Origin of the sequence: Nitrospira moscoviensis, from assembly GCF_001273775.1 — a bacterium.
GTDB classification, from domain to species: Bacteria; Nitrospirota; Nitrospiria; order Nitrospirales; family Nitrospiraceae; genus Nitrospira_D; species Nitrospira_D moscoviensis.
Map to the genome: position 1 here is coordinate 705415 of NZ_CP011801.1, position 17851 is coordinate 723265.

Genomic DNA, 17851 nt, shown 5'->3' on the forward strand with positions numbered 1-17851 from the left:
GCAACGAAGGGGTGAGATCCATGACGCACCAACATATTCTCCGCAGGGTCGGGAGGTCGCCGGTGGCACTGCTGGGGCTGGCCGCCGCGGCGCTGGCGAGCTTGCCTGCGCTGGGGCTCGCCGCCGAGTCCGGAGGCACCGCCGTCACCACCGCCTATCGCGACATTCCGGGCATCGGCAGCCGCAATCTGGTCTGGATCATCGCGCAGTTGCACCTCTTGCTCGCCGGCTTCGTCTTGGGCGTGCCGATTTTCGCCTGGCTCTGCGAAGTGGTCGGATGGAAGTCGGGGGAGAAACGCTACGACAAGCTGGCCAAAGAGTTCACCAAGCTGCTCACGTCCTCCTATGCGACGACGGCGCTTTTCGGGGGCATTCTGCTGTTTCTCTTGATCGGCTTCTATCCGAAGCTGATGGCCTATTTGACCGATATCTTCTTTCCGTCGTTCCTGGTCTACTGCCTCCTGTTTCTTCTGGAGACCGCTACCCTCTATCTCTATTGGTACGGCTGGGACGCGATGCAGGAGGGCGGCAAGAAGACGTTTCACATTTTCCTCGGCTTTCTGCTGAACGTCTTCGCCTTCTTCATCATGATCGTGCCCAACTCCTGGGCCACGTTCCAGGCGAGCCCCGTCGTGATCGCCGAGGGATCCGATATCGCGCGCGCCTGGGCCGCGACATGGAATCCGACCTGGTGGCCGGTGAACATCCATCGGCTGATCGCCAACGTCGTGCTCGGCGGTTACATCTGCGGGGCCTATGCCGGCATCCGGTATCTGGCCGCGCGGGGGGCCGAAGAGCGCGAGCACTACGATTGGATGGGCTATGTCGGCAATTTCATCGGCGTGTTCGGGCTCTTGCCGCTGCCCTTCGCCGGGTACTGGCTCATGCGGGAAATTTATCAGTACAACCAGCAGATGGGCATTACGCTGATGGGCGGCTTCCTGTCCTGGCTGTTCATCCTGCAGGCCATGTTGATCGGGGTGCTGTTCCTCGGCTCGAACTATTATTTCTGGCTCGGGATTACCTATCGCATCCCGGGGTCGGAGATGCAGTACCGGAAGCCGATCCTGTCGATGCTCGTCATTCTGCTGCTGTGCCTCGGCGTCTGGATGACGCCGCACTCGCTCGTCGCGAGCCTGGAGGAAGCGCGGAAGATGGGCGGCACGCACCATCCGCTGCTCGGTGTCTTCGGCGTTATGTCGGCCAAAATGACCGTGGCGAATCTGATGATTCTCGTCACCTTCATGAGCTTCATCATGTATTGGCGGGCGGGCAAGCAGGAAATGGCGACCTGGGCCAAAGTCGCCAAGTCGGTGATGGGCGCCGTCCTCGTCCTCGCGGGGATCGCGGTCATCGTTCTCGGCGTCTGGGGCTATTTCGTGCCGGCCATCGTGCGCATCAACTATTTCTCCACGTCGCAAGTCCTGATCGTGCTCTTCGTCATGCTGACGATCACCCCGCTGACCGCGCTGTTGCTGAAGAGCGCGCGGACGACGACGGAAATGGTCTGGGGGCGGATGCCGCCGCGCGCGGGCTACGCGCTCGTGTTGAACTCCGTGATGGTGATCCTGCTTATGACCCTGATGGGCTACGCGCGGTCCTCGTCGCGCGTCCACTGGCACGTGTACGGTGTCATGCGGGACTCGTCGCAGTACGCCTATTCGCCGGCGCTGGGCTACGCCGCGGCCTTCATGGCCCTCAATACGTTCCTGTTCTGTCTGTTGGTCGCGTTCATCTTCTGGGTCGCCACGATGGGAGACAAGGCCAAAGCCGGCCACAGCGCGCCGGCCAAGGGCGATTTGGCGCCCGGCGCCATTCCGGCCATGGCGGGGGGATCGCCGGGCAAAGACAGCTGATAGCCATCAGCCTTCAGCCATCAGCCGACTGCTGAGAGCTGACGGCCTCTTAGCTCTAGGGGGCATATGAGTGAAGTCGTCCAACTGCAGTTGATCGGCCTGTCGGTCGTCGGAATCGGGATCGTCATCCTCCTGTTCATCCGCGCCCAGTTCGTCCGCGTCATCGGCTTCGTCGCGATCGTGCTGGGGCTCTTCTCGCTGGTCGCGCTGGCGGTGCCGCAGATGGCCTCCCTCCCGCCGGCCGAGGAAAGCATCGACATCGCGAGCATCAAAACGCCGGCGGACATGGCGGCCATCGGCCAGAAAATTTTCTTCAGCAAGGGCCAATGCGCCCTGTGCCATTCCATCGGCCCGAGCGAATCGGCCCGCTGCCCGGATTTGAAGGGCATCGGCGCGAAGCTGCGGCGGGAATTCATTTACGAGAGCCTGACCCAGCCGCAGGCGTACGTCTATCTGGACTATCGTCACGAAGGGCCGCCGAAGGAATATCCGGCGCGGATGCCCTACATCAACAAGAATCCGATCGGCCTCTCCAAGAACGAAATCCTGTCCGTCATCGCCTTCCTGCAACAGATGAGCGGAGAGCCGATTTCCGTGAGTCCGTCCGAATTGGAAATGCCGTCGCAAACGCCGAGCGCACCGGTGAAGGCCGCCGAGGCGGGTCCGGTCGCCGTAGCGCACGCGCGCTGAGGAGGAACTATGGGTGGGCCGTTGGTCAAGCCGGTCATTTTGATCGCCGCCGTTTATTTGATCCTGAAGTTCGTCGTGCCCAACATCCCGGGGTCGGCCCCGCTGCCGTCCAGCCTGATTTTCCTCTACTTGATCCTGACGGCGACAGGGATCGTCATTTTCGGGACGTTGAGCGGAGAATCGAAGGAGGCCTTTTGGGGCCCCATCCAACGGTTCCTGACCGGGGAAGGCATCGGGGCCTTGCAGGCCGCGCGTTATGCGGTGCTGCTGCTCTTTCCGCTGCTCGTGGGTTGGCAGACGTTCGGCAGCACGGCGCCCAGCGATCAGCCGCCGGCGGAGAATCGGACGATCCATCCGGCGCCCCCCGGCGAATACACCGGTCTGTCCAATCCGGTCCCCAAGACACCCGAGAACATCATGCAGGGCAAGGGGTTCTACGCCGCGTTCTGCTCGCCTTGCCACGGCGGCAACTTCGACGGCAAGGGCCCGGCCGCGCGGGGGTTCAATCCGCCTCCGGCGAACTTTTCGGATCCGACGACGATCGCGATGCTGCAGGAGAGCTATCTCTTCTGGCGCATCAAGAAAGGCGGCGTCGGGCTGCCGATCGAAGGCATGCCCTGGAAGTCCGCGATGCCGCGGTGGGAAGTCGAGTTGCCGGATGAGTGGATCTGGAAAATCATCATGGGCGAATACGACGGCGCGCACCAGTCGCCGAGGACCTGGGAATAAGGGCGAGGGGCCGCGGCTAGGGAGGGACAAGGTGACACAGCCTGAGCGATTCAAGGGATTCGGAAGAGTGGTGATCCTGTCACTGGCTGGATTCGTACCGCTGGCCTCGGGCCTCGCGCCGCTCGCCTCCGCGCAGGAAAGCGTCGCCGTGCGGGCCGGCCTGGCGAAGGGCGCCTTGCCGGTCGACGATCCCAACGCCGCCGCCTGGAGTCAGGTCCAGCCGTCCCAGTTCCCGCTGTCTCCGCAAGTGCACTGGCAGAACCGCATTCAAGAAGCGACGGTGAAAGACGTGAAGGTGCGCGCACTGCACGACGGCCAGCAGGTCGCCATTCTCCTGGAATATGAGGATCCGACGGAAGACCCCGACGACGCCGCGGCGCTGGAGTTCATGGTGGGGGATAAGAAAGCGCACTTCGCCCACGGGCAGCCGATGCTCCAGGTCGAAGGCGGTCCGGTGAACATCTGGTTCTGGAAAAACAAAGAGAACAAGGCCGTCGACATGAACGCGCAGGGCTTCGGCACCTTGAAAGTGCAGGAGCATCAGGACGTCAAGGCCAAGGGCGCCTATTCCAACGGCACCTGGAAAGTGGTCTTCTCCCGTCCGCTCACGACCGACCATCCGGAGGCCGACACGCAGGTGAAGCCGGGCGAGTTCATCAACATCGCGTTCGCCGTCTGGGACGGCAAGAAGGACGCGAGCGGCGAGCTGCGCGAAAAGGGGTCGCAGAAGGCGGTGTCGTCCTGGTGGTATTTCCGCGCCGAACCGCCGCCGGACTATTCGCCCTATCTCTATGCCGTGTTGGCCGTGGGCGTAGCGGCGGGATTTCAGTTCGTGTTGATTCGCAAGCTGAAGAAAGGGCAGACAGCATGAAGGCGGCAAGGCTGCAGGTATGGGGCGCCGTCACCGGCCTGATCGGCGTGTGGGCCATGGCGGCCGGCGGCTGCGCGAACGAGCAGCAGCGGAAGGGCCAGGAGCTCTACGCGCACTATTGCATGCATTGTCACGGCGAAAACGGCCGGCAGAACGAAGGCTTCAACTGGGCGTCGATGTCCGATCCCAAGCCCAAGGACCTGTCGAACAAGTCCGAAATGAGCACCTTCAAGGACGAGGATATTTTCAATACGATTTCGCGCGACATGAAGGATACCAGCCCGGACGGCGATAAGATCGGCGACGACGAGTTCGCCGTGCCCACCATGCCGACCTTCAAGTACACGCTGTCGGAGGAAGAGATCTGGGCTATCGTCGCCCACGTCCGGAGCCTGCACGGGATGAAGCTGGAGTTCAAGGTCGAAGAGCGGAAGAAGGAGCTGGAAGAAGCCCAGCGCACCGCGCAGCAGAAGTACGAGGAGGCCAAGCAGGCCTACGAGGCGGCCGAGAAGAAGGCCAGCGAAGAGGCGGACAAGAAAGGCGTGGAGGTCGACGAATCGGTCTACGCCAAAGAACAGGCCGCCATGGCCGCTGCGAAGAAGGAGCTCGACGCCGCGCAGGTCGCGCTCAACAATTTCTCGTCGAGGCCCGGAAAAGGTGTGAACGTGCAGCGGCCCGATCTCACCGTGCCGCCGGACCAAGCCGTGAAATTGGCCGAGCTGGGCAAGAAGCTGTACACCAACAAGTACGGCTGCAACGGCTGTCACAGCATCGGGGAAGAGGGCGGGAAAGTCGGTCCGGCGTTGGACCGCGCCGGATTCCGCTTGAACGGCACCTGGGTCTACCGCTGGATCAAGAATCCGCAGGCCATGAAGCCGGAAACCCGCATGCCGGCATTGGGCTTGAGCGACGCCGATGCCAAGGCGGTGACCTTGTACTTGAGCACGTTGCGCGCACCGAAGATAGAAGAAGTGGCCGCCGACAAGCCGGCAAGCTAGCGTCCGGCCTCCCCGCATCCGTGTCGTGCGCGGCGCCCTACGCGAGAAGAAATCCCGCCAACAGCCCTGCAAGGACGGCGACGCCGCACCACACGTGCGCCCGGAACATCGCAAACGCGTGCGATGGGTCGACGGGCCTCCGCAGCCGCAGGCTCTGAGCGGCGAAGAAAAGCGCCGTCCCCGATAACGCGACGTAGTACGGCCAGCCGATATCGGACAGCCGTCCGGCCGCGCCGAGGAAAAGCAGCATCACCGCGAGCGCGATCCCGACCGCCAGCCACGTGGATGAGCCGAACAGGAGGGCGGCGGACTTCACGCCGATGCGGCGATCATCGTCGCAATCTTGGAGCCCGTAGATCGTATCGTAGGCCACCGCCCAGGCGACCGTGGCCCCGAACAAGAGCCAGGCCGGCGTCTCAAGCCGGCCCCGGGCCGCCGCCCACGCCATCACGGCGCCCCAACCGAATGCCACGCCGAGCATCGCTTGGGGAATGTGCAGCCAGCGCTTGGAAAAAGGATAGAAGGCGGCCAGCGCCAGCGCGACCGGAGCGAGGCGCAGCACCAGCGGGTCCAAGAGCAGCACGAGACCTGCGGCCGCCGTCAGCAGCAGCAGCAGGAGCGCGGCGGCTTGCCGCACCGACAGCTCGCCCGACGCGAGCGGACGCGTCCTGGTCCTGGCTACTTCCCGATCGAACGACCGATCGGCGAGATCGTTGAGAATGACGCCGGCGCTCCGCATCACAAACGACCCTGCGACGAAAATCGCGGTCAGATACAGCGAGGGCAGTCCCCGCTCGGCGAGGACGAGCGCCCACAGGGTCGGCAGCAACAGCAGGGAGGTGCCGGTTTGATTGTGCAGGCGGATCAATCGGGCGAGAGCCCTCCATGGCACGCCGAAGGGCGGGGAGGTCGTCAGCGCAGGAGGCGTCGCCATGGCGCAAAACCTTAGCGGAGGGTTGGAGGCCTGTCAATCGCGGGGCGGCGGTTGTGCTGTCTGTCGGGAGTTCGGTATAACGTGAACGTGCGAGGCCTGGCTTCACGGGACATGCGAGTCAGCGCGCGGCGCGCCGCCCTCTGCGCAGTAGCGGCGGCGGCGATCCTCTGCGCCGGCTGTTCCTGGTATCAACGCGTCATGCGGGGCGACGGCCTGGCCGGCGTCACGCCGGTTCCCCTCGCACCCGTGCTCCGCTTCTCGCCGACGGTACCGGCCGCCGCCATCCCCTACCAGAACGCGTGCGGAGAGCCGGCGTCCCTTCCCATTGCCTCGCAATTGACCGAGGTGATCCCCCAAAAACTGGGGCGGGTGTTCACGGGCCTGGCCGCCGACCCCGGTCCGGGCCGGCCGGCCGGCTCCGACGGCGTGATCGAGATCGGACTGGGCCTGAAGCAGATCGACGTGGCCGTTCTTCGCCCGATGAGGGCGGGGTATCCCGTGACGGTCACGATCGGCTTGGACGCGACCTTTCTCGCCGATGACGGCACCGTCCTCTTCACGAAGAAATTACAGAGCGCCGGACAGGGCGAGGTGAAGGTCAGGGAACAATCATGCGACATCGCCGGATTGGAACCGGTCGTGCGTGAGGCGGTCGAGCTGGCGGGTGAAGGCATCGCCCGGCAAGCGGCCGAATCGATCCGGATTCGCGAGTTCGCCGATCGGCGGAAAGCCGACCGGCCGGCGGTGGCTGCGGTCCCTGCGGGTGCTCCGGCCGCAGCGGAAACGATAGCAGAGAACCCGACACCAGCCATCCGGAACGTCGAACAGCAAACCGCAGAATCGGCCCCGGTGCAGCCGGTCGCCCTCACCTTCCGGGCGATCTTGCGGGACGAAAATCGGGACCAACTGCTTCATCACGAAGAATCGCTCACCGTCGAAATCGAGGTGAAAAACGACGGAGCGGTGGAGGCCAAGGGGATCGAGGTGGTGCTGAGCGGGACCCCCGCCCTCCTCGCCGCATTTCCGCCGACCTTCTCCATCGGAGATCTGCAGCCGGGAGAGATGAAGAGGACGGCCGGCACGGGGCGCGTCCTCGCGCCGAAGGAGCCGCTCCAAGCCGAGCTGGTGTTGAGCCTGCGGAGCGCGACGCCGGTGGAGGCGGTGCCGCTCGACAAGAAGTTCACCGTGCTGATCAAGCCGGAGCCCGCGGCGGCCGGCGAGGCCGTCGCCGACGTGGACCAGCCGCCGAAGCCCGCGGCCGCGCTGAAACAGCCGAAGGCCGTCATCGTGGCGATCGGGGTGGGGCGGTACCGGGACGAGCAGGTGGCGTCCGTCAAATACGCCGGGCGTGACGCGGAGGTCATGGCCGGCTATCTGCGTGCGCTCGCCAACGTGCCGGAAGACCGGGTCCGTGTCCTCGTCGATACCCATGCACTCAAACAGGATCTCGCCGAAACCTTCGATGAATGGCTGCCGAAGCGGGTCGATCCGTCGACCGTCGTCTATGTCTTTTTCTCGGGTCGCGCGCTGGTGGACGGCGTGACCGGAGCGGTCTCCCTCGTTCCCTTCGACGGCACCACCTCGGCGATCCATCGGCTCTATTCCGTGCGCCGTCTCCAGGAAAGCCTGGCCCGCGCGTCGATCCACAAGGCCATTTTGATGTTCGATGTGTCACTGGAGCCGGCCCCCGGCGTCGATCCCGCAACCGTTCCTCAACCGGTCTGGGACGCCGAGGGCGGCGAGCGCAAGGACCAGATGATGTGGATGGTGGCTCATAAAGGGCTGCAAGAAGCCCACGGCTATGAACCAGCCAGGCACGGGCTGTTCACGTACCACCTCCTGCGCGGCCTGCAAGGCTTGGCCGACGTGGATCACGACGGCACGGTCGTAGCCGGCGAGCTCTGCACCTACGCGCGCAGCCATACCAACCGCATCGCGAGAGAGCAATTCGGAAACGAGCAGGATCCCCTCTGTTTGCCGCCGCCCGGACAAGGCGCGATGGTCCGGATTCACCCGATGGCGAAGGGCAACAACCCTAAGCCGGCGAAGAAAGAAGAGGCGGCGCCGGCCGCCCAGAACTCCAAGCCGGGCCCGGTCGGTCCCACTCCGTAATCCCCTCCGGAACGTGCTTCATTGACAGCCCGCACAGCGGCCGCTATCATGCACATCTGGTGCGTTGAGGCCCGCCACGAAGGCCCCGACACTCCCCCTCACATAGCTCAAGGATGCCGGCGTAGCTCAGTTGGTAGAGCAGCGGTTTCGTAAACCGCAGGTCGCCCGTTCAATCCGGGTCGCCGGCTCCATATCTCGCTCGTGTGGCCAGCCGACGATTCATTTTCCCTAACTCCTACTTTCGGGTTATTAACTCTTGAGTCTACGGTGGACTAGCATGCATCCTCTCGCCAAGGCTCATGCCTAGGCATGGCTAAGTGCAGGTCTCGCTCATGCATGCTATTAACTTGCAGGCTAAGACCCTCCATAAGGCCTCCACGCCTCTTGAGTATCAAATATATAGGGCTGGACTCGAGTGGGACCTGTTAGATCCAATTGTCATTGAGAAGCGCGACGATCTCAAATCAGAGTCGCGTTGGCGCAATCGTGTGGAGCCCTATCATCACCAAGTCACAAATCTCATAACATTTTGCCGCCGCCTCCCTGTTACGCTACTCGCCGATGATGTTGGCCTTGGAAAAACAATTAGTGCCGGTTTGATTGTTAGCGAACTCATTGCTCGCTCCCGTCTTTCAAAACTCCTCGTCGTCTGTCCCAAACTATTAGGTCCTCAGTGGAAAGAAGAACTTGCCTCTAAATTTGACATACCTTCAACGATTGCGACTGGTAGAGATCTGATCCACGAAGAGCCGGAAGAGCACGGCGCGATCATTACGACCTATAACTCAGCCCGTCTATACCTGGATAACATTCCACGAGACCGTTTTGAGATGCTGATCCTTGATGAGGCTCATAAGTTAAGGAATTTGTACGGCGTCGATCCAGCTCCACAGGTTGCCCGCCGATTCCGGGCGGCGCTTGAGGATCGCCGATTTCGCTATGTCCTCATGTTAACGGCCACGCCGATCCAAAATCGGCTGTGGGATTTGTATTCTCTGGTAGACCTCCTGACAGTTGCGAGGGGACACCAGAACCCTTTTGGCGGGGAGGGAATCTTTACTCGAAAATTTATTGCTGACAGTCGTGAAAAGGCGCGCCAGTTACGTCCGGAGGCAAGGGAAGAGTTTCGATCAATCGTATATGGGTACATGTCCAGAATTCGACGTGGAGACGCCAAGCTCTACTTCCCTGATCGCAAAGTTCAGATGCATAAGGTTAAACCCACGCCGGGTGAACTGGAGCTCATCCAAACGATTGCTAAGCCAATCCAAAAAATGAACCGGTTGGCTCAGATCTCTATATTGCAGGCCCTGACGAGCAGCCCTGAAGCTCTAAAGGCTCAGCTAGAGAACATGGCCCGAAATGGAACAGCTCCACGTGAATTGTCTCAGGCCGTGAGTGCGCTCGTCATGCGTATGCCACTAACGGCAAAGCTTCAAGGGTTAGGAGCATTAATTGAGAGACTGCAAAAAGAAAACCCAGAGCGCTGGCGCCTCGTCGTCTTCACGGGCCGACGGGAAACCCAAACTACCATTCAAACGTTTTTAGAACAGAAGGGGCTGAAAGTCGGCATTATCAACGGGTCCTCGGGCCTTCGCAACCAGCAGACGCTTGCCGGCTTCAGGAAGACGCCACCGGCCTGCCACGTCATTGTCTCAACTGAAGCTGGATCCGAAGGCATTAATCTCCAAGTCGCAAACGTGTTGGTCAATTATGATCTGCCGTGGAACCCAATGATTGTGGAGCAACGCATTGGTCGAGTCCAACGTCTGGCGTCTGACCATGCCAGTGTTGCCATCTTCAACATCATTTTGAGCGGGACATTTGAGGAATACATAGTCGGACGGCTCATGGAAAAACTCCAACTAGCGTCACACGCTATTGGAGATATCGAGGCACTGCTTGAAGCATCCGGTATTGGCGAGGGAGATGACGAAGGAGCCTCGGGATTCGACGAAAAGATTCGACAACTGGTTATCGCCGCGCTGGCTGGAAAAGATTTTGAGGAGGCGACTCGGAAAGCGGAGCAAAGCATTGAGGATGCGAAGCAAACCTTGGCGCGTGAGGAAGAAAACATTAACTCTATGCTAGGTGGAATGGATGGTGCGACATACACCGGCCCGAGAGCCCCGAGGCTACCAGCGGTTCAGCGATCAATGGAGGCGCGTGAATTCACGATCGGAGCGTTTGGCTTGCTTGGTGGGAAGGTTACTGAGCTCGAAAACGGGTTGGTGCTGGTTGAAGAGGACGGCGGTCGCCAATACATCCGGTTTGATGAGCAAGCTGAGCAGGAACACCGAAGCGTTTTGTATAAGCCGGGCACGGGTGTCTTCCTCGACCTCGTACATCGGGTTGTGGCTTCCGGGATGCATAGTATTGAAGATCTCGATGAGCAGCCAGCCCGTCAGTGTCGAGAAATTGCGTCTACCTGGATACGATCGTTTAATGCCTCAGTGGCTGGCATAGACGTACAGACAGTTAGCCAATGCTTTGACGGAAAGGCAGTCGTTCGTGTCCGGGTTACAGTCGCGCACGACAGCTATGAAAGGCTTGTATCCGTAAAGTGTTCAGGGCCCGAGCACATGACTCCCTTTGTCCATAGAAGGCTGGATCCAATACCAGAGCTAATCCAGTATCCCCGAGACCTCGGACTTAACCTGGAAAGTGTAGTCAGGGACGCTCAGAATGATGCTGGCATTTCAGAGTTCTGCCGCTTTTACCTGGAGCGGCGTGAAGAGGAAGTCAAATCCGCAGGAGACGATCGGCGAAAGGTCAAGAAGCTAGAAGACGAATTTACCCCGCGGCTTGAGATGAGCCTCGTTGGCTTAGAAGGGAAAGTGTATCGGAGGGCTGAAGTTCAAGTTCGCTTCAAGCTTGAAGGAGAGCAAGAATACGCGAGCACACTAACTCTCGTCCCCCATGACCCTACTGTAGTCGATGCTCCCAAACTGCTCACATGCACCAAGAGCGGCAGGAGTGCTCCCCCAGTCTGTTTTAAGCAATGTGAAGTCTCTGGCAAAACGGTGCTTGAGGAGCTGCTGGGTCGCTCAGAGACATCTGGTAGATATGCGTTGCCAGAGTTCATGGTGACATGCACGTCTACAGGTCAACGACTTTTGCAGGATGAGGTCGAACGATCTGCCGTGACGGGGCAACTTGTTGCCAAGAGGCTTTTGAAGACCTCGGCCATGAGCGGAAAGAAAGCAGAGCCCGTCCATTTTTCTAGGTGTGAGTTTACTGGTGCGGACCTGCTTCTTTCTGAGACTGCAATCAGTGATGCATCCGGGAAGCGTTATCGGTCTGATGAAGTTGAGCGATCATCTTGTTCCGGAAAATGTGGCCATAGATCCGAATTTGTAAGCTGCGCAGTTAGTGGCCAGCGTCTGCTGGCCTCTGAAATAGAACGATGCGAAGTGACCGGCACCTCTGTGGGTCCCGGTATCCTTCAGACCTGTTCGCTATCTGGGAAGAGAGTTTTACCCGCTGAGCTGGAGGTTTCTGCAATCAGCGGTCGCCCCGTCAGGAGATGCTTGCTTAGACAGTCCTCTATCAGCGGCAAGCGTGCGGAGCCAGAGCATTTCGGACGGTGCGAGTTTACCGGTGCTGAAGTGCTGAAGTCCGAGCTTGCGAAGAGTGAGATTTCTGAAAAGTATTATCGAGGCGATGAAAGTGCGCAATCAGTGGTATCAGGCAAATCCGGCCATGTTTCCGAGTTTATTGAATGCCATGAAACGAGGCAGCGCTTAGCGCCTATTGAAGCTGAACAATGTCAGGTTACAGGGCATCATGTCCGGCCAGGCATATTACAAGCATGCGAGGTCAGCGAGAAACGCGTGCTGCCAAACCAATTGGAGCGATGCGCGTCTAGTGGCAAGAAGGCTCTTAAGTCGTTCATGGTGACCAGCAGCGTATCTGATGCGCGTGTTTTGGAAGCTCTCGCGGTTAGGTCTAGCGCTGGAAACTACTGTCTACCAACCGAAGCCCAAATTTGCAGTTGGAGTGGCGAACAAGTCCATCCGGATGACATTCGGACGTGTGAGCTCACAGGCCTGTCAATCCATAGCCGCTTCGCCGGCAATACAGTCCATCCTCGGTTACAAGTGCTGACCGCTCTTCTTGATGGGACCAGACGATCGGCAGACGCACAACAATCATGGGATTCGATTTGCCAGCACCTCAAATCAATTGTCGGTTGGGGGCGATGCACCATTGAGGCGGCCGTCCTCTCTCCTGATAAAAGGCACTTGGCGGTATGCTGTGCCGACTGGCAGGTACTAAGAACAAGATATGTCGGCGCTCTCTACACTGTTGACGAACAAGTCGTGGAGGGCCGCATCGCCATTGGCAAACGGACAACGCAAGGCTGGTCGCCTGTTCACTAGTAAACCGCAGGTCGCCCGTTCAATCCGGGCCGCCGGCTCCATACTTCTCAACAGCTTAATGAGCCCTTCACCGCCTACACGGAACCACTCTGGTACTGTTTCAATCACGGTACGATCGTGGAGGAAAGTCGCTGATTGTCGATACTTATGAAGTCTGTGGGTAAGACGGGAGAACAGGTGTATTAGGACCTTGGAGGAGATAGTGCCAATGACAGATACTCACGCATAAGATCTTCTTTTAGTTTCCGCAGCTCGTTGTTCTTCGGATAGCGAGCTACTCCACTATCCACAACAGTCCTAAGCCCGTTGAGATACCTCGCTTTCTCCTCGTCAGACGGTATCCCCACTCTTGACCATGCTAATCCCTGGCTCCCGAGAACATGATAAGGGTACGGACCGGCTTTTGGATTCTGAATAATTGCCTCTATAGTGCTTGTTGCCTCTGCAACGTAATCGGTTGCCGCCGTAGACCTAGGATTCTGATGAGCCTTCTTGAAGAGCAAATAGGCCCATTCATTATCAATGTATAGATCGCGCGGTGAAAGTCCACGCGCTTGATTGAGAAAATTCTCAGCGATCCGTATGTCACCAAATTCAACCTCAAGGCTGCCACGCTGAAGCCAATAATGAGCATCGTCTGCCAAAAGGTCCTCTAAGTTTTGGTAAAGAAGTTGTGCTCGTGGGAGATCTAAATTGCGGTAGAGAAAGTCGTGATTTGTTAGGGATCTAAGTAATCCATTTGCTCTATGACGTCTTGAAACCCCCGAGTGTTTGTGGGTCGCTGCCATAAATGCCAAGCCAAATATGGGGTCGGCTATTTGCCCTCTTTTTAGCAACTCATCTCTTATCATCTCTGCGATGACCCGATGTCGTGCTTGGATAGAACCACCTGTCGTCTCAGCTACAATGTGCCTTCGCACGAGGGTATCAATGTCGTTCAAGGCTTCATTTGTGCTGTCATTCAATGCCAATAAGATTTCCTGACGAGTTAAACGATATCTAAGTGTTGTGGACAGGCAAATAACTGCATAGACACGCTGAAGACCATGAGGCAGGTCGAAGAACTCGCTTGGGGCTTTGTCCTGCAACTTCTCTCCAGATGTGGCGCTAAACATAGCGACCAAAAGTTGTCGGCCTGCGTATTCTCGGAATTTGGCACATTGTTGATCTCGCGACTTGCCCTTTAGTGCCCCAAGGCGGTTTTCACGGTCTAGTACATCTAGGAGTGATTCAATGTCTCCATCTGTAAGATGCGGTACATTAATTTCCCCGATGTTCACCCCTTTTAAGAGAAGAGAATCGATGACGCGGTCGATAACTCCGGATCGCAATGCGATCATCACTAACGGCTTCCGGTCTTCGGTCGCTATATCGTAAAGCATCGGAGAGAGAGATGTTCCGAATATATCTGCATCGTCAATGGCTAAGACAGAAGGACCCTTTTCTTCTCTCATTGCGGAAATGATGTCACGAGGTGAAAGCTCGTTGTCCCGGTCCACCCATCCAACGTGGTCACCCTGAGCAGCAGCTCGTAGGGCAAGCCTCATCAGGCAGGTACTTTTCCCTGCCCCTGCTGTACCGGCTATCATGAGGATCCGCGGTTTGTCTTTTTCTGCCCGTAACCTTGTGAAAGTTTCTGAGAATTCCTTATCGCAAGCTCGCTCGATTGCCCTATTGGACTGAATATCGGCCCATATGGGTTCCTGTCCCAAGAGGAATTCCGAGTGACGATGCGGGTCCGTCGCAAGTGTTCCAACTTCAGCAAGCTGAGGAGCATGGCCTGATTCATCTCTTCCGCTTTTGAACAACTTGAGTCCGGCATCCCTCGCATCAGTGAGCTCTTTCAATACCTTTTCAGAAAATTCCTCAGCCGTCATCTGCAGCCATGTGATATTGAATTCTGATAACCGAGACGCTCTTGCACGATCCAATACAGGAGATACGAGATAAGAGCCTGGTCGCATCTCTCGGATGTCGCGAGTCCCTCTTGCCTTCCGAATTTCCACATGCTGCCAAAGCGATGGCTCATCCAGTTTGGTACCAATAAACACAACGGGCCGGCTGACGATATCGGCTACAAGTTCCAAATAAAGATGGTCGGGGAATGCAAGCCTTTTGGCGTACTGAGTCGCTGCAAAGGTTATCTTGTCAGGCCCATCACTCATTAATCCGTTGAGGTGAATGACGGGAAGTGCCTGGAAAGCGCTGCGCCTATCGTCGTTAGTACCGACATTCGAAAGAGAAACAGTGGCGAGGGGACGAGGCAACGTAAATCCGCGGCTTACCGCGTCTGGCAAATTATCGACGTTTAATGTGTAGATGCGATGCCATGGAAAGGTGAAATATCTTACGATCCTTTCATCTACTGATGCCGGATCGACAGTAAGTTGCCGTGATAAAGTTTCCTTCAAGGCTCTGGGATCTTTAGATAGGGCAGCCTCGTAAATGTCCTGAAGAGAAGCACCATCGTCAAATGGTTCGGATGGAAAGCAGATGCTCCATAAAGTCTTGGCAAGTGTAGTGCCTACCGGAAGATTATCGCCTGATACACTTTTGCACGTAGACGAAAATCCCGCACCTGTAAAAAGGATCGGACGGCCTCGCTCGAACTGACTTCGTAGATGCGCCTTTACCTGTTCGATATCTTTCAAGGAGCTTGCTCCTATCAGGTTGTTTGGCTGGTATCCTGCCATTCTCGGTCGAATCGAGCAATCGTTTTGTTCTGCCCTAGTTGCCTTGCGCTGTCTTATCGCATAGGGGCTGTCTATTCAGTTTTCTGAGTGCCCATTAGAGCATGGGGTCAATTTGAGGCGGCCCCTTGCTCACGCTTGCTCAAGTGCTGGTGAGCATAGAAGTGTTTAATCCTCACAAAAGTGTGAAACAAAAGGTTTTATTGGGACACCAGACGTCCGACCTGTGAGGGGAGAACACGATGTCGCTCAGACTTCCTAAACCAGTCACCAACTATCTCGCCGCGGTCGAAACAAGGACATGATATGCTGTCCCATTGCTTCCGATGATGCACGTGATGGTGTTGGTCGTGGAAGTGACCGCTCACGATTATCGGAGACAATGATGGAGCGCGGAAACGTTCGTCCCGCGAGAAAACGAGTTGATGTCTCGGTTGGTGAATCCGTTCGTATCATCCGCGAGTTGCAAGGATTGACTCAAAGCGAGCTGGCTCGACTGGCTGGAATTCCGCAGTCCACCATTTCTGCTATTGAAAACGACACTATCAATCTGGGTGTGGAACGAGCCAAAGCCCTTGCCCGAGCGCTCAAGTGCCACCCGGCTGTCTTAGTCTTTCCCGGCTGGGAGATAAGCCAAAGACTCCGCAGCCTGAAGATCGCTACCTGCCTCACCTGTCCATTCGCTCGGTCGCTTGTCTGCTCGCCCAGTACCCTCTCCTGCACTATGTGAAATGGTTCGGGGTCAGTTTCGCGGTGTTACTTTGACGCGCCGGACCTTGATCTTTCCAGCATGTTTCTCCACCTGTGTGAGATCGTAGGCAGCCTGCAGTCGTAGCCAAGTCTCCGCGCCACCGCCAAAAGCCTTCTCTAGGCGTATAGCCATCTCGGTGGAAATGCCTGCCTTGCCGCTCTATCGTACCGGCACGCCCAGCTTACGCCGCTCCTTTCCGCGATTCACTATGGAGCGCTTCGGCCACTGCACGCGGGTTTCGCGCCGCTACGCGGAGGAGTGCCAAGGCCGGGCCGTCTGGCGTCCGTCTTCCCTGCTCCCAATTGCGCAAGGTGGCCACGCTGACGCCGATCATAAGCGCAAACTCTGTTTGCGACGCGTTGAGTTTCTCGCGCACGCTCTTCACATCGGCAGGTCGGAACGTGGTGACCCGCGCCGCCTTCGCCTTGCCGCGCCGAATCCGTCCCGCTTGTCTGATACTGGTGAGCAGTTCTTTGAACGCCGCGTCCTTCATCCGAATTCCTCCCGAACGAGCTTGGCCAAGACTTTGAGTTGTGCCGACGTCAAGTCGCCCTGCTCATTCTTCGCGTAGAGATACAGCATATAAAACGTGTGACTTCCCCGTCCCAATGATAGATGAGACGGACGCCGCCTCGCTTGCCTCGGCCCTGAGCGCCCCAGCGAAGCTTGCGCAACCCGCCTCCGCCCGGAATGATGGGGCCTTGTGCGGGACGGAGCAAAAGTGCCAACTGGAGCCCTCGATACGTTTCATCATCCATGTGCCGCCGAAGTGCAGCCGTAAACACCGGGGTCTCGACGAACCGCATGCGGGATCCTACGTCATTGGCGTACAGCGGAGCAAGAGGCTGTCTCGGAGGGGGCGATCAGCACATTAGTTGTCAGACCGAGATTGCCGGCCGGAAAGCCGTTTCTGCCGAAATCCTTCCTTGCTCGTGGTCACGGCCCGCGGAACAGGGTCAGGTTGAGGTGGCCCTGATTTGACAGACACCTCTGTCTATTTCGGTTTATTCGTAGCAGGCGAGGGCAGGACCTCCTGCAGGGCCGGCCCGAGTTTATCTTGCGAAAATGCCTTTTGAATAAACGCCGTGGCGCCTTGGTTCAGCAGCTCTTCCTCCACCTCTTCGGCGCTGCGTCCGCTAAACACGACGACTGGGAGGGACGGGTGTAGCGTCCGCAATTGCCGCAGGAGGCTCCGGCCGTCGATGCCGGGCATGTCGAGGTCCAACACAACCGCATCGGGAACTCCCCGGTGACATAACGTCAACCCGGTTCGGCCATTTTCCGCCGAAGTCACCTGATACCCTCTTTCTTCCAAAACGGCAGCGAGGAGCTCCCGGTCTCGCGCATCGTCGTCTATGACCAGAATTTTTGCCATACACGCTACTCTCCCTTACTGTTCATGATGAGCGCTCGGAGCCGCTCTCGTTGAGCCAACCGGATGGAGGTAAACTCTAGTCCATAGCGTCCCTCTTTGGCCCACCGCACGACGACCTCGTCAACCCGCATGGGCCAATTGTGGTCCGGGAGGAAGATCGAGAGTTTCAACAATGCACCGACCGCGATCGTTTCAGATGTAGCAATCTGACATCCGCCGGTTGAGACATCAACCAAAACGGCTTCTCCTTCGAAGTCGTCTTGACCAAAAAAGAACACCCGACAGGAGAGCGCCAGGCGCCGGCCGCGACGCTCCCGATCACTCGCCACCGCCGAGGACCGCAGAGCCGATTTGATATGCCGTGGTGTGACCATTTATGCCGTTCCTCCGTTGAGACAAGCCTAGCGCCTGTCATCCTGTCCGGCATTCCCTGCTTGAGGGCCACCGAAAGGGGGAGGCTCTG

13 protein-coding genes, 1 tRNA gene and 1 pseudogene are annotated in these 17851 nt (G+C 58.2%); 9 read left to right on the forward strand and 6 right to left on the reverse strand.

From position 1 onward, the window contains the following. Positions 1 to 20 precede the first annotated feature (20 nt). The 5 genes from NITMOv2_RS03420 (at position 21) to NITMOv2_RS03440 (ending at position 5144) form a co-directional block, all read left to right on the forward strand. Positions 21 to 1856 carry a cytochrome ubiquinol oxidase subunit I gene (locus NITMOv2_RS03420; RefSeq protein WP_238590450.1) on the forward strand — a complete coding sequence of 612 codons (1836 nt, stop codon included), beginning with the start codon at positions 21 to 23 and terminating at the stop codon, positions 1854 to 1856. A gap of 66 nt (positions 1857 to 1922) precedes the next feature. Beyond that, positions 1923 to 2546: a c-type cytochrome gene (locus NITMOv2_RS03425; protein WP_053378559.1), complete on the forward strand. Its 624-nt coding sequence runs from the start codon at positions 1923 to 1925 to the stop codon at positions 2544 to 2546. 9 nt (positions 2547 to 2555) lie between these two features. Next, the gene (locus NITMOv2_RS03430) at positions 2556 to 3275 is read left to right on the forward strand and encodes a c-type cytochrome (RefSeq protein ID WP_053378560.1); all 720 of its coding nucleotides are present in this window, start codon (positions 2556 to 2558) and stop codon (positions 3273 to 3275) included. 31 nt (positions 3276 to 3306) lie between these two features. Beyond that, the gene (locus tag NITMOv2_RS03435) at positions 3307 to 4146 is read left to right on the forward strand and encodes an ethylbenzene dehydrogenase-related protein (protein ID WP_053378561.1); all 840 of its coding nucleotides are present in this window, start codon (positions 3307 to 3309) and stop codon (positions 4144 to 4146) included. After that, on the forward strand, positions 4143 to 5144 hold the full coding sequence (locus NITMOv2_RS03440) for a c-type cytochrome (protein WP_053378562.1): 1002 nt from the start codon (positions 4143 to 4145) through the stop codon (positions 5142 to 5144). The genes NITMOv2_RS03435 and NITMOv2_RS03440 overlap by 4 nt, the downstream gene beginning before the upstream one ends. Positions 5145 to 5181: 37 nt before the next feature. Here the strand turns inward: NITMOv2_RS03440 and ubiA are convergent, their stop codons facing one another. Next, positions 5182 to 6078, reverse strand: coding sequence for a 4-hydroxybenzoate octaprenyltransferase (ubiA, locus tag NITMOv2_RS03445; RefSeq protein ID WP_053378563.1), 897 nt, complete (start codon positions 6076 to 6078; stop codon positions 5182 to 5184). A gap of 81 nt (positions 6079 to 6159) precedes the next feature. Between ubiA and NITMOv2_RS03450 the strand changes: the two genes are divergently transcribed. The 3 genes from NITMOv2_RS03450 (at position 6160) to NITMOv2_RS03460 (ending at position 12572) form a co-directional block, all read left to right on the forward strand. Next, positions 6160 to 8190, forward strand: coding sequence for a caspase family protein (locus NITMOv2_RS03450; RefSeq protein WP_145976153.1), 2031 nt, complete (start codon positions 6160 to 6162; stop codon positions 8188 to 8190). Between the two features lie 115 nt (positions 8191 to 8305). Beyond that, positions 8306 to 8381 (forward strand) — tRNA-Thr (locus NITMOv2_RS03455). Between the two features lie 126 nt (positions 8382 to 8507). Beyond that, positions 8508 to 12572 carry a DEAD/DEAH box helicase gene (locus NITMOv2_RS03460; protein WP_202967307.1) on the forward strand — a complete coding sequence of 1355 codons (4065 nt, stop codon included), beginning with the start codon at positions 8508 to 8510 and terminating at the stop codon, positions 12570 to 12572. A 182-nt stretch (positions 12573 to 12754) separates the two neighbouring features. Here the strand turns inward: NITMOv2_RS03460 and NITMOv2_RS03465 are convergent, their stop codons facing one another. Continuing rightward, positions 12755 to 15223, reverse strand: a complete 2469-nt coding sequence (locus tag NITMOv2_RS03465) for a P-loop NTPase (RefSeq protein ID WP_145976154.1) — start codon at positions 15221 to 15223, stop codon at positions 12755 to 12757. 421 nt (positions 15224 to 15644) lie between these two features. Between NITMOv2_RS03465 and NITMOv2_RS22405 the strand changes: the two are divergent. Continuing rightward, positions 15645 to 15893: pseudogene (locus NITMOv2_RS22405) on the forward strand (helix-turn-helix domain-containing protein); the annotation flags it as partial. Between the two features lie 111 nt (positions 15894 to 16004). Here NITMOv2_RS22405 and NITMOv2_RS24865 read toward each other — a convergent pair. From NITMOv2_RS24865 to NITMOv2_RS03480, 4 genes are all read right to left on the reverse strand, one after another. Beyond that, on the reverse strand, positions 16005 to 16157 hold the full coding sequence (locus NITMOv2_RS24865) for a helix-turn-helix transcriptional regulator (protein ID WP_420799888.1): 153 nt from the start codon (positions 16155 to 16157) through the stop codon (positions 16005 to 16007). A gap of 37 nt (positions 16158 to 16194) precedes the next feature. Further along, the gene (gene nadS, locus NITMOv2_RS03470; protein WP_053378567.1) at positions 16195 to 16506 is read right to left on the reverse strand and encodes a NadS family protein; all 312 of its coding nucleotides are present in this window, start codon (positions 16504 to 16506) and stop codon (positions 16195 to 16197) included. A 501-nt stretch (positions 16507 to 17007) separates the two neighbouring features. Beyond that, a complete protein-coding gene (locus tag NITMOv2_RS03475) occupies positions 17008 to 17388 on the reverse strand; it encodes a response regulator (protein WP_053378568.1) in 381 nt (126 codons plus the stop codon). 5 nt (positions 17389 to 17393) lie between these two features. Then, entirely contained in the window at positions 17394 to 17762 is a 369-nt protein-coding gene (locus NITMOv2_RS03480) for a PilZ domain-containing protein (protein ID WP_053378569.1), read from the reverse strand. Positions 17763 to 17851 lie beyond the last annotated feature (89 nt).

Coding starts and splice junctions, on each gene's coding strand:
- NITMOv2_RS03420 (WP_238590450.1), top strand. CDS start 21: ATGACGCACCAACATATTCTCCGCAGGGTCGGGAGGTCGCCGGTGGCA.
- NITMOv2_RS03425 (WP_053378559.1), top strand. CDS start 1,923: ATGAGTGAAGTCGTCCAACTGCAGTTGATCGGCCTGTCGGTCGTCGGA.
- NITMOv2_RS03430 (WP_053378560.1), top strand. CDS start 2,556: ATGGGTGGGCCGTTGGTCAAGCCGGTCATTTTGATCGCCGCCGTTTAT.
- NITMOv2_RS03440 (WP_053378562.1), top strand. CDS start 4,143: ATGAAGGCGGCAAGGCTGCAGGTATGGGGCGCCGTCACCGGCCTGATC.
- ubiA (WP_053378563.1), bottom strand. CDS start 6,078: ATGGCGACGCCTCCTGCGCTGACGACCTCCCCGCCCTTCGGCGTGCCA.
- nadS (WP_053378567.1), bottom strand. CDS start 16,506: ATGAAGGACGCGGCGTTCAAAGAACTGCTCACCAGTATCAGACAAGCG.
- NITMOv2_RS03475 (WP_053378568.1), bottom strand. CDS start 17,388: ATGGCAAAAATTCTGGTCATAGACGACGATGCGCGAGACCGGGAGCTC.
- NITMOv2_RS03480 (WP_053378569.1), bottom strand. CDS start 17,762: ATGGTCACACCACGGCATATCAAATCGGCTCTGCGGTCCTCGGCGGTG.